The organism is Nonomuraea composti, assembly GCF_012034275.1.
GTDB lineage: Bacteria > Actinomycetota > Actinomycetes > Streptosporangiales > Streptosporangiaceae > Nonomuraea > Nonomuraea composti.
In genome coordinates this window covers 49,482-60,265 of the sequence record NZ_JAATEP010000061.1, presented here as the reverse complement: position 1 = coordinate 60,265, position 10,784 = coordinate 49,482, and the positions used below count along the sequence as shown (strand labels likewise).

Genomic DNA, 10,784 nt, shown 5'->3' with positions numbered 1-10,784 from the left:
AGCTGTTCTCGCTGCTCGGCTCCGACTCGCCCTTCCTGCGCTCCGGCAACGAGGCGTTGGACGAGGTCATCGACCGCTACGGCCACCACCCGCTGGCCGTCTACGCCCGCCTGGTGAAGGGGCTCAACGCCGAACGGGAGTTCAAGGAGCTGACGCCGGGCAACCGGCTGCGCATCCGCCCGCCCGACCTCAAGCAGGGCATCGAGCACCTGACGGCCGTCGCCCGGGACGCGAGCATCGACAACATCACCCTCAACCTGGCGATGCGCCGGCTGGCCAGGGCGGAGGCGCGGCAGGGTGACCTGGCGCGGGCGAACGCGGTGATGGACAAGATGGTCGCCACCTTCGAGGCCAAGGGGGTCAACCCCATCGTCATGGGGCAGATCCGGCGGCAGGCGGAGCTGACGAAGTCGGCACTGAGCGCCGAGGTGTCGTAAGGCGGGCTGACGCGAGCCGGCGGGTGCCGCGAGGCGGCGCGGGCGGGCTCGCTAGATTCTTGCCCGTGCGCATCATCTCTCTCAACGCGTGGGGCGGCGCGATGTTCGACGAGCTCGCCCGCTGGCTCGACACCTGCGACGCCGACGTCCTCTGCCTCCAGGAGGTGACCCGCACGCCCACGGCGAGCGGCTGGACCAGGTTCGACGACGCCGAGCGGTCGCTGCCGCAGCGGGCCGACCTCCTGGGCGACGTGCGGGCGCTGCTGCCCCGCCACCACGACCTGTTCGCGGTCAGCGACTCCGGCCCCGTCCAGGATCGCGAAGGGCGCGCGCACCGCCAGGACTTCGGGCTCGCGACCTTCGTCGCCGACGCGCTGCCCGTCGTCGGCCTGCGCTCGGCGTTCGTGCACGGCGCCTACGCCGAGCACGACGGCGGGTGGCCGAGCGACGGGCGGCCGCGCGCCGCGCTGGCCGTCCGCGTGTTCGACCGGGCGGCGCGGCGGTTCGTCACCGTCGTCAACCTGCACGGCCTGCGGGACGCGAGCGGCAAGGCCGACACCCCGGCCCGCCGCGCCCAGGCCGAGCGGCTGGCCGAGCTGGTCACCGGTGTGCGCGAGGACGGCGACCTGGCCGTGGTGTGCGGCGACTTCAACGTGCTGCCGGGCAGCGAGACGCTCCGGATCCTCGCCGGGGCCGGGCTGACGGACCTCGTCGGCGACGCCGACACCAGGACCTCCCGCTATCCCAAGCCGGTGCGGCACGCGAGTTACCTGCTCGTCTCCGACCCCGCCGCCGTCAAGCACTTCGAGATCATGACGGCACCCGAGGTGTCCGACCACCGCGCCCTGCTGCTCGACCTGCGCGGCTAGCCTCCCACGCGGGAGACCGGCACCCCGCCCGCGCAGGTGATCTTCAGCTCCAGCTCCTCGCCTTCGTTCGGCTCGAACTCGACCTTGGCCTCCCGCGCCGGGCCCGCCTCGACGTCGTCCACCGAGTAGTCCTGCGCCGGGCTCCACGAGCGCAGCGTCACCAGGCCGCCGGCGTCGCAGGAGGCGATCACGGTGCCGCCCGCGCTGCGGATCAGCTTGCCCTGCGCGGCCGGCGAGGGGGCGGCGCTCGCCGTCGCGGCGGCCCGGGTGGTGGCCGTGGCGAGCGCCGCCTTGACGTCCTCGCGGCTGAGGACATGGCTGTCACTGCCGGTCAGGCCGTTGCCGAGCAGGCCGAGCACCGCCACGGCGGCGCCGGTGGCGGCCAGCGCGGTGGCGATCCAGGCCACGACGAGCTTCTTCATCTCCGACAGGTTTCCCCAGGTACGACTAAGGCCAGGTTAAGGCGACGCTAAGGCTGCCCTGGGCATGAGCGATCACCGTCTACGTTTCTGTATATGGCGGACATCCTGCTCATCGAGGACGACGTGACGATCCGTACGGCGCTCAGCCGCGGGCTGCGGGAGCTCGGCCACGCCGTCTCCTCCTCCCCCACGGCGATGGAGGGGCTGCGGCTGGCCGTCCAGGACCGGCCCGACCTGATCGTGCTCGACCTGGGGCTGCCCGACCTCGACGGGGTGGAGCTGCTGCGGATGCTGCGGGCGGTCAGCAGGGTGCCGGTGATCGTCGCCACGGCCCGCGACGGGGACGCCGAGATGGTGCCCGTCCTGGACGCCGGGGCCGACGACTACGTGGTCAAGCCGTACAGCGCGGCGCAGCTCGACGCCCGGGTGCGGGCCGTGCTGCGGCGGGCCGGCGGGGCGGCGCCCGAGGAGCCGCTGAAGGTGGGGGCGCTGCGGGTGGACCCGCGGGCGCGTACGGCGGCGCTCGACGGCGAGCCGCTGGACCTGACGCCGCGCGAGTTCGACGTGCTGCACTACCTCGCGGCCCGGCCGGGCGAGGTCGTCACCAAGCGGGAGCTGCTGACCGAGGTGTGGCAGCTCCCCTACGGCGGTGCCGACAAGACCGTGGACGTGCACCTGTCGTGGCTGCGCAGGAAGCTGGGCGAGACGGCCGCCGAGCCGCGTTACCTGCACACGGTGCGCGGGGTGGGCGTGAAGCTGGTCGAGCCGTCGTGAGGCGGTGGCTGGCGCTACTGGTCGCGGCGACGACCTCGCTGGTGCTGATCGCGCTGCTCGTCCCGATGGCGCTGCTGATCAGGGCCGTGGCCGAGAACGGCGCGATGAGCCGGGCCACCGCCGCGGCCGAGTCCGTGGCGGTCGCGGTGGGCACCCCTGACCTGGGGCTGGCGGTGGAGCAGGTGGCGCGGCCGGTGACGGTGTTCCTGCCGGACGGGCGGACGATCGGGGAGCGGGCCGCGCGCTCCAACGCCGTCCGCCTGGCCGCCACCGGGCGCAGCGTCACCGCGGAGGCCGCCGGGGGCAGGGAGGTGCTGGTCTCGGCACAGTCGCCCGAGGGCACGGCCGTGATCAGGGTGTTCGTGCCGGACTCCGAGCTGATGCGCGGGGTCAGGGAGGCGTGGCTGGCGCTGGCGCTGCTCGGCGTCGGGCTGGTCGCGCTGGGCATCGTCCTGGCGGACCGGCTGGCGCTGGCCGTGACGCGGCCGGTCGGCGGGCTGGCGCGGGTCTCGCACCGGCTGGCCGGCGGCGACCTGACCGCCAGGGCCGAGCCCGGCGGGCCGCCCGAGGTCCGGGACGTCGCGCTCGCGCTCAACCACCTCGCCGGGCGCATCGACGAGTTGCTGGCGGCCGAACGCGAATCCGTCGCCGACCTGTCGCACCGGCTGCGCACGCCGCTCACCGGCCTGCGGCTGGACGCCGAGTCGCTGCGCGACCCCGAGGAGGCGGCGCGCGTCCAGGCCCGCGTGGACGCGCTGGAGCGGGCCGTGAGCGCCGTCATCACCGAGGCGCGGCGGCGCTCGGCCGGGCGCGACTCGTGCGACGCGGCGGCCGTGGTGCGCGAACGGGTCCGGTTCTGGTCCGTGCTGGCCGAGGACCAGGGGCGCGAGGTGACGATCACCGTGCCTGACGCGCCGCTGCCGGTCGCGGTGGGCGCCGAGGAGCTGGCCGCGTGCGTGGACGCGCTGCTCGGCAACGTCTTCGCGCACACCCCGGAAGGGGCCGCCATGACGGTACGGCTGGAGCCGCGGCCCTCCGGCGGCCTGCTCGTCGTGGAGGACGCGGGGCCCGGCTTCGAGGTGGCGCTGCTGGAGCGGGGGAACAGCGGGGGCGGCTCGACGGGGCTCGGGCTCGACATCGCGCGACGCACCGCCGAGTCGTCCGGAGGCGGGCTCACCGTCTCCAGGTCGGCGGAGGGCGGGGCCCGGGTGAAAGTGGCACTCGGCGCACCCTGATGGCCTTCCATGTGGGCCCTGACCGGCCTTCTCGTCGCCTTAACCACCCTTTAGCGCCCGATTACCCCTGTCCGCGATTTCGTAGAACCATGCGAATCACGAAGAAGCTCATCGTTGCCGGAATTGTCTCCCTCGCCGCGACCGGCGGCGCCGTCTACGCCACCGCCGCCTACGCCTCCGAGGCGTCGGAGGCGTCCGAGTCCGCCGTCGCCGCCGTCGCCCCCAAGGTCACCGCGGAGCAGGCCATCGGCATCGCCCTCAAGCAGGTGCCCGGCTCCTGGGTCAGCGAGCTGGACTTCGACAGCCGCGGCAAGCAGGCCGACACCTGGGAGCTGGAGCTGACCAAGGGCACCGAGCGGCACGAGGTGGACGTGGACGCGACCTCGGGCAAGGTCACCAAGGCGCAGGTCGACCAGAACGACGACGACCAGAACGACGACGGCGACGACGGTGACGACGACTGACCACCTGGGGTGATGGTGCCGGCCCGCAGCACGCGGGCCGGCCTTGTCATGTCCTGGGGGTGATCAGCAGGGTCACCGTGCGGTTGCGGCGGGGGTCGCGGAACGGGTTGTCCGCCTGGTCGGCACTGACGAGGGTGAAAGCGGTGACCGGCAGCCGGCCGCCCTCCGCCAGGTGGCGGGCCGCCACGAGGGCGCGGCCCAGCGCGACCACCGAGCCTCCGCTGGTCCGTCCCCCAGGTACGGGGACCGCGTGGCCCACCACGGTCGTGTCCACCTTCATGCCCGCGATCCGGCGGCCGAGCGCGCGCAGCAGGGCCGGGCCCGCGTCGCTGATCTCCGTGCTGACCGGGAAGAGTCCCTCCCTGAAGCGCACCCGTACGTCCTGGGAACGGCGCCGCACGAGCACGCCCGGCATGGTCAGCTTCCTGGCGATCGCCGCCAGCTCGCGCCTGCGCGAGGCGGCCTGCCTGGCCGTGCGCTCCGCCTCCGCCGCCTGCCCGGCCTCCACGGCGGCGATGTGCTCACGCAGTTCGTCCGCCCGCGAGACGGCCGCGCCCGGCGAGGCGGTCGCGGAGGGCACGGCGGTCGCGTCCGGCGGAGCGGTCGCGCCCGGCGGGGCGATGGCGGTGGTCAGCCGGCCCTGCGCGATCGTGCCCTCGCTGCCCGTCCCCAGAGCGACGATCCCGGTGGCCAGCGTCACCACAGCCACCGCCGCCGCTACCACACCCAGCCAGCCCGCGTGCATCAGGGGCCGGGCGCGGCGGCGACCGGACCGGATCTCCTCGATCGTGCGCCGCCCCGCCTCGGCCCCGGGATGGCCGGGCACCAGGTCCTGCACGGCCGCCCAGCACCGGTCCGCCTCCGCCAGCTCCCCACGCCGGGCGTGCAGCCGGGCGCGCAGGTCGAGCACGGCCACGATCCCCTCTTGGTCGGCGCGGGCCGCCTCGTCCCCGCCGGCACCGGAGTACCCCGGCACGTCGGCACAGGGTGGCCCCACCTCGCCCAGAAGGCGGATGGCGCCGTCCAGGTCGCCCGAGCGGGCGGCCGTCCGGGCCCGGTCCACGGCGAGCCGCCGCCGCAGGGCGTCGCTCATCGCCGCACCAGGCCGATGATCTTGTCCTGCTCGTTCTTGGGCAACATGCGGATCAACCGCTGGTTGACCCCTTCGAGCGCGTACCGGTCACCGTTCGCGATGGCCTGCGTGCCCTCCCGGATGAGCCCCCCGGCCCGTCCCGACGGCTCCAGCGCGGTGCTCAACGCCTGGAACACCTTGACCGGCCAGTCGGGCCCGCGCCGCTCCACCTCCACCAGCAGCAGGTGGGCCCGCTCGATCTGGGCCCGCACCGCCACCGGGTCCCGCGCCTGGATCGCCTCGCCGGCGCGCTGCCGCAGCCCGGACAGCTCCTGCCGGTCCGCCGCGTCGCCCAGCGCGTCCACGAGCCGCTCCGCCTCCGCCAGCAGCCCTTCCAGCTCCGCCACCAGGGCGGGCAGCGTGGCGGCGTCCTCGACGTCGTCCAGCTCCGCCCCGAGCTCGCGCAGCCGCTCCTCGGCCGCGGCCGCGGCGCCCACGTCGACCTTGGCGGCCTGCACCTGCTCGCGGGCGGTGGTGACGGTGCCCTCCGTCTCGATCCGGCTCAGGCGGCGGGCGGCGTCGGCGGAGGCCCCGGCGGACTCGCGCAGCGACTCCAGCCGCTGCTCGGTCTCGGCCAGCAGCGCCTGCAACTCCTCCGGGGCGGGGGTGCGCACCTCGCTCAAGTTGATCTCGGCCTCGACCTGCGTCTGCACCAGCGGCACGTCCGCCACCACCGTGACGAGGCTGGACTCGTCCACCTCGAAGGTGACCTCGACCTCGGTGCCGGCCGGCAGGTCGATGGTGACGTCCACGGGCCGGATCCGCAGCTCGCCGACCTCCCGGTTGCGGTCGCCCCGGCTGCGCTCGCCCTGGAGGACGGGGATGCGGATCATGGACTCCGCGTCGGAGCGGCGCAGGGCCGCGGCGGTGTGGAACACCTCCCGCACGGTGGCCGGCAGCGTGGCGCCCTTGCGCAACATCGGCGCGAACGCCCTGTCGGCGAGCTGGATCCCGAGCGAGTGTGCCAGCCGCACCCCGCCGAACTCGACCTCGCCGTGCTTGATCGACAACGTGGACGGCGTCAACGGCCGGGGCGCGCCCTGGTCGTCGATCAACTCGACGGTGAACCGCGAGGTCTTCCCCTTGTCGATGTCCACCTCGGTGGCGAAGGAACCGGAGGCGTTCAGCGGGATCCGGCCGGTGGTGAACGGCGGGCGGCCCTCCGGGTTGCTCAGGACCACCGAGTAGCCCGTCCAGGCCCTGGCGGGGCCGCTGACCCGCCCCGCGACGGTCGGCGTGGTCGTCGTGGCGATCGGCTCGTAGGCCAGCTCGACCCCGAACTCCCCCTCGGCCCGCTTCAGCGGCTGCGGGCGGCGCAGGGTGCCGGCGAAGATGGCCGCGCCGCGAGCGACGACGGTGGTGGGGTCGAGGCTCAGGTCCAGCTCGATGCCCAGGCCGTGGCGCGGGTCCGCCAGCCGCTCCCGCAGGCCCGGCGACAGCGTGACGCCGCCGACCAGCAGCAGCCGGTCGACGTCGGCGGGCCCCAGCGAGGACTCCTCGAGGGCGCGCCGGCACAGGTTGATCGCGCGGGCGTAGAACGGCTCGGCGGTCGAGTCGAGCTCGCCCCGGCTCAGCGCGTACTCGAACGCCTCGATGCCGCCGTCCTCCCCCACGAGGTCGACGGTGATGTCGGCCCGCTCGTACCGGGACAGGTGGATCTTCGCCTCCTCGGCGGCGGCCTTGAGCTTGGCGAAGTTGGCCAGCCAGCGCGGATTGTCCCGGCGGAAGTCGCTCAGCCCCAGCTCGCGGCTGACCGCCGGCACGAGGATGCGCTCGACGAGCGCCCAGTCGATCAGCTTGCCGCCCAGGTACGGGTCCCCCGCGTGGTTGAGCACCCGCAGGTCGCCGTCGTGCTTGCTGACCACCGCCGCGTCGAAGGTGCCGCCGCCGAAGTCGAACACCATCCAGTACGCCCGGTCGTCGGCGTCGTTGAACCCGTACGCGAAGGCCGCCGCCGTCGGCTCCTGCACCAGCGGGCACGCGGTGGTGAACCCGGCGAGCATCGCGGCATCGGTGGTGGCCTTGTTCTGGTTCAGCGTGAACGCGGCCGGCACGGTGATCACGGCGGCGTCCGGTGGCGCGCCGGTGTGGTGGGCCGCGTCCGCGCGCAGCGACTTGAGCACCTCGGCCGAGAGCTGCTGGGGCGTCAGCCGCACCCCGGCCTTGGCGAAGCTCTTGCGCGCGTCGGCCAGGCCCATCTCCAGCTTGAACTCCGCCGCGGCGTTCTCCGGGTCGGTCTCGACCCGCTCCTTGGCCCGCCGCCCGACGTGCACGAGGTCCGGTTTCGGCAGCCACACGGCGGACGGCGTGATGTCCCAGCCGTCGTTGTTCTTGATCACGGTCACGTCGTCGTGCTCGGCCACCGCGATGGCGCTGTTGGTCGTGCCGAGGTCGATGCCGAAGTCGATGGTGTCACGCATGCTCGTTCCTCACGTGGTCTCGTGGCGGGCAGCCGACGATCACCTGGCCCATCTGGATGTGCCGGTCCCGCAGGTAGATCGACGGTCGTACGGTCTCCAGGACCGTCTCCTCGGTCAGCGACGGGTCGTCCTGGAACAGCAGGACCTCGATGGAGCGGCCGGAGTGGAACGCCTCCCCGTCGTGGTCCTGCACGACGAGCCCGGCCTCGGCCAGGGCCTGGCGAGTGGTGCGCAGGTAGCGACCGGCCTGCCGGCTGGTCGCGTCCTTGCCCCGTGTGGCCAGCTTGCGCTCGGCCCGCCACAGGTTCGTGGCGGCGGTCGCCAGCGCCTTGTCGTTGTCGGCGGCGGTCGCGGGCATCCGCTCGCTCCCGCCCTGCGCCGCGTTCTCGTCCGGCGTCCCGCTCCCGTCCGGCGCCCCGCTCCCGTCCGGCGTCGCCTTCTGGGGCGGGTCGAGGGCGGCGAGCAGGGCGGCGAGCTGCTCCTGGACGGGCTCGGCCCACTCGGGCGGCGGGACGCGGAAGGCGGGATGGTGCCGGAGCTCGCGGAACCACGGCGGCAGGAGCCTCACATGACCACCCCCCGCCGCCAGAGCCGGAGCCTGGGCAGGTGGTGCTCGCGCAGGGGCGGCCACAGGTCGATGGCTTCCTCCATGAGGTCGGCGGCGTGCGTCAGCTCGCCGGGTACGCGGTGCAGGCGCAGCGCCTCGGCGGCCAGCCGGCGGGCCCGCTCGTCGGGCGGCCTGCCGGACGACTCGCGCCGCCCGCGCAGCGCCTCGGCGAGCACCCCGGCGGTGGCGGGGCGGTCACGCGGGTCGAGCGCGAGGGCGGCCAGCACGATCTCGTCCAGGCGCGGGTCGACGTCGTCGTTGTACCTGCTGGGCGGCAGCAGCGGCCGGCTGAAGCGGGCGAAGGAGTAGGAGGAGTAGCGCACGCCGTCCTCGTAGGGGAAGTGGCTGGTGAGCAGCAGGTACGCGATCGTGCCCACCGACCACACGTCGCTGGCGCACGAGTAGCCCTGGTTGCTCAGCACCTCGGGCGCCATGAACACGAGAGTGCCCCGCGCGCTGGCCATCAGGGTGATCGGGTCGGCCCGCTTGGCCAGTCCGAAGTCGCTGACCCGCACCCGCAAGACGCTGCCGTCATAGCCGACCAGGACGTTGGCCGGCGTGATGTCGCGATGCACGATCGGCGGGTCCTGCTCGTGGGCCACCGCCAGGCCGCCGGCGATCTGCTCCACCACGTCCACGGCGAGCTCCGTCGGCATGCCGTGCGGGTAGGCGTCGGTCAGGCGCTCCAGGCTGCCGCCGGGAACGTACTCCATGGTGAAGAAGCCGCGCAGGCCCTCGGGCGTCTGCACGGTGCCGGCGTCGAACAACCGCACGATGTTGGCGTGGCCGAGCGTGGACAGCAGCCGGGCCTCGCCCAGCATGTCGTCCGTCTCCTCCAGCGAGGCGACCCGCTTGAACAGCTTCATCGCCTGCAGCCCCAGGTAGGCGTGCCGCACCCGGTGCACCTCGGCGAAGGCGCCCTCGCCGAGCAGGCGGTCGATGACCAGGGTGTCGGTGACCCGGTCACCGCTGTTGAGCAGCGCCATCGCCCGGCCCCCTCACGCCGTACTGCACCGCGATGACCGTGACGTCGTCGGTGGCCCCGCTCGCGGCGGCCGAGCCGATCAGCAGCTCGCACGCCCCCTCGATCCCGCCGGCGCCGTTCAGGACGGTGCGCAGCTCGTCCTCGCCGACGCCCCGGGTCAGCCCGTCGGTGCACAGCAGGAGCCGGTCGCCGCCGCTCAGCTCGTGCACCGACACGCCCGGCAGCACCTCGCCCGGCATGCCCACGAACCTGGTCAGCCGCCCCTCGCGCACGTGGTCCTCGGTGAGCAGGGCGAGCCGGCCGGCGCGGGCGAGGTAGATACGGCTGTCGCCCAGGTTGACCGCCAGCGCGCGGCCCCCGCGCACCAGCAGCAGGGCCGTGGTGGCGCCGGTGGTGCCCGGCCCGTTCCTGGCGGTGTCCCTGATCTGCTCGTTGAGCTGAGCCGCCGCCTCGGCGACCGCGCGGGCCACATCGGGGTCGCCGAGGGCGTGCACGCGCTCGCGTACCCGGCGGGGCAGCTGCTCGACGACCGTGCGCGCGGTGACGGCGGCATCGGCCAGCCCGCCGATGCCGTCGGCCACGATGAAGGTGCCGTTGTCGGGATCGGCCGCCAGCCGGTCCTGGTTCTCGCCGTGCAGGCCCGTCCGGGTGCCGGCCGCGTACGTGATCACCCTGCGGTCCCGCTCACGTTGAGCCGGTAGCCGATGCCCGTGACCGTCTCCAGGATGCGCGGGCGCGACGGATCCACCTCGATGCAGCGGCGCACCGCGCGCACCACGCCCGCCAGGTCCGACCTCGTGTACGAGCGGTGCGCCGCCCACTCCTCCCGCGGCCCCCACAACGCGGTGATCAGCGCCTGGTGGTCGCACGCCACGGACGCGCCGCCCGTGCTGCGCCCCGCCATGTAGCGCAGGAGCTGGTGTCCCTGCGGGCGCAGCCCCGTGATCAGGGTCTCCACGCCGTTCTCGACCCGGTAGGCCCGCGCGCTGACCCAGTCGTAGCGCAGCGCGGGCCCGGTTTGGCGGACCGGGGTGGGCGGCCCGAACGGCGCGGGCTGCGTGGTGTGCGGGTCGAGGAAGGTCAGCTCCCAGTAGAGCGGCTCGCCGTCGGTGGTCATGTCGCCGAGGATCAGCAGCGTGTCGCCGTGCTGGAGGCGTTTGCGCCCCTGCAGCCGCTCGGTGACGTCGCCGTGGCGCAGCAGCGTGCCGTTGACGCTGGCGTTGTCGGTCACCGACCACATGCCGTCGGCGAAGTCGAGCGTGCAGTGCAGCCGCCCCACCCAGCGTTGCGGGTCGGGGCCCAGCGCCACGTCCGGGGCGTGCTCCGGAGAGGCCCGCCCGACCGTGATCGGCCCGCCGCCGCCCAGCTCGACGCCGTGCACGACGCCGTCCGGCGAGCTGATGCGCAAGGTCACCGCCCGTACCACTTCCCGCTCCTCC

The 10,784-nt window shown here is 74.1% G+C and carries 12 protein-coding genes; 5 read left to right on the top strand and 7 right to left on the bottom strand.

All coding sequences use genetic code 11. The features are described from left to right. The coding region (locus HCN51_RS48750) for a hypothetical protein (RefSeq protein WP_206068771.1) at positions 1-437 on the top strand (437 nt) is incomplete at its 5' end. A 65-nt stretch (positions 438-502) separates the two neighbouring features. After that, a complete protein-coding gene (locus tag HCN51_RS48745; RefSeq protein WP_168019070.1) occupies positions 503-1,306 on the top strand; it encodes an endonuclease/exonuclease/phosphatase family protein in 804 nt (267 codons plus the stop codon). Here HCN51_RS48745 and HCN51_RS48740 read toward each other — a convergent pair. Continuing rightward, the gene (locus HCN51_RS48740) at positions 1,303-1,728 is read right to left on the bottom strand and encodes a septum formation initiator (RefSeq protein WP_168019068.1); all 426 of its coding nucleotides are present in this window, start codon (positions 1,726-1,728) and stop codon (positions 1,303-1,305) included. The genes HCN51_RS48745 and HCN51_RS48740 overlap by 4 nt on opposite strands. 93 nt (positions 1,729-1,821) lie before the next feature. Between HCN51_RS48740 and HCN51_RS48735 the strand changes: the two genes are divergently transcribed. The 3 genes from HCN51_RS48735 to HCN51_RS48725 all read left to right on the top strand — a co-directional run bounded on the left by HCN51_RS48735 (position 1,822) and on the right by HCN51_RS48725 (position 4,201). Further along, the gene (locus tag HCN51_RS48735) at positions 1,822-2,502 is read left to right on the top strand and encodes a response regulator transcription factor (protein WP_168019066.1); all 681 of its coding nucleotides are present in this window, start codon (positions 1,822-1,824) and stop codon (positions 2,500-2,502) included. Next, positions 2,499-3,737 (top strand): ATP-binding protein, encoded by a 1,239-nt coding sequence (locus HCN51_RS48730; protein ID WP_168019064.1) that lies wholly within the window; start codon positions 2,499-2,501, stop codon positions 3,735-3,737. Before HCN51_RS48735 ends, HCN51_RS48730 begins: the two co-directional genes overlap by 4 nt. A gap of 89 nt (positions 3,738-3,826) precedes the next feature. Then, positions 3,827-4,201 carry a PepSY domain-containing protein gene (locus HCN51_RS48725; protein WP_168019062.1) on the top strand — a complete coding sequence of 125 codons (375 nt, stop codon included), beginning with the start codon at positions 3,827-3,829 and terminating at the stop codon, positions 4,199-4,201. 46 nt (positions 4,202-4,247) lie between these two features. On the opposite strand, the gene HCN51_RS48720 is transcribed toward HCN51_RS48725, so the two are convergent. The 6 genes from HCN51_RS48720 to HCN51_RS48695 are packed head-to-tail and all read right to left on the bottom strand — an operon-like array spanning position 4,248 to position 10,759. Beyond that, positions 4,248-5,294: a hypothetical protein gene (locus HCN51_RS48720; RefSeq protein ID WP_168019060.1), complete on the bottom strand. Its 1,047-nt coding sequence runs from the start codon at positions 5,292-5,294 to the stop codon at positions 4,248-4,250. Beyond that, positions 5,291-7,753 (bottom strand): Hsp70 family protein, encoded by a 2,463-nt coding sequence (locus HCN51_RS48715; RefSeq protein ID WP_168019058.1) that lies wholly within the window; start codon positions 7,751-7,753, stop codon positions 5,291-5,293. Before HCN51_RS48715 ends, HCN51_RS48720 begins: the two co-directional genes overlap by 4 nt. Beyond that, a complete protein-coding gene (locus tag HCN51_RS48710; RefSeq protein ID WP_168019056.1) occupies positions 7,746-8,321 on the bottom strand; it encodes a hypothetical protein in 576 nt (191 codons plus the stop codon). The genes HCN51_RS48715 and HCN51_RS48710 overlap by 8 nt, the downstream gene beginning before the upstream one ends. Further along, complete coding sequence (locus HCN51_RS48705) at positions 8,318-9,346, bottom strand: serine/threonine-protein kinase (RefSeq protein WP_168019054.1); 1,029 nt, start codon at positions 9,344-9,346, stop codon at positions 8,318-8,320. Before HCN51_RS48705 ends, HCN51_RS48710 begins: the two co-directional genes overlap by 4 nt. Next, positions 9,324-10,016, bottom strand: a complete 693-nt coding sequence (locus HCN51_RS48700; RefSeq protein WP_168019052.1) for a protein phosphatase 2C domain-containing protein — start codon at positions 10,014-10,016, stop codon at positions 9,324-9,326. Before HCN51_RS48700 ends, HCN51_RS48705 begins: the two co-directional genes overlap by 23 nt. Beyond that, positions 10,013-10,759: an FHA domain-containing protein gene (locus HCN51_RS48695; RefSeq protein ID WP_168019049.1), complete on the bottom strand. Its 747-nt coding sequence runs from the start codon at positions 10,757-10,759 to the stop codon at positions 10,013-10,015. Before HCN51_RS48695 ends, HCN51_RS48700 begins: the two co-directional genes overlap by 4 nt. Positions 10,760-10,784: the final 25 nt, after the last annotated feature.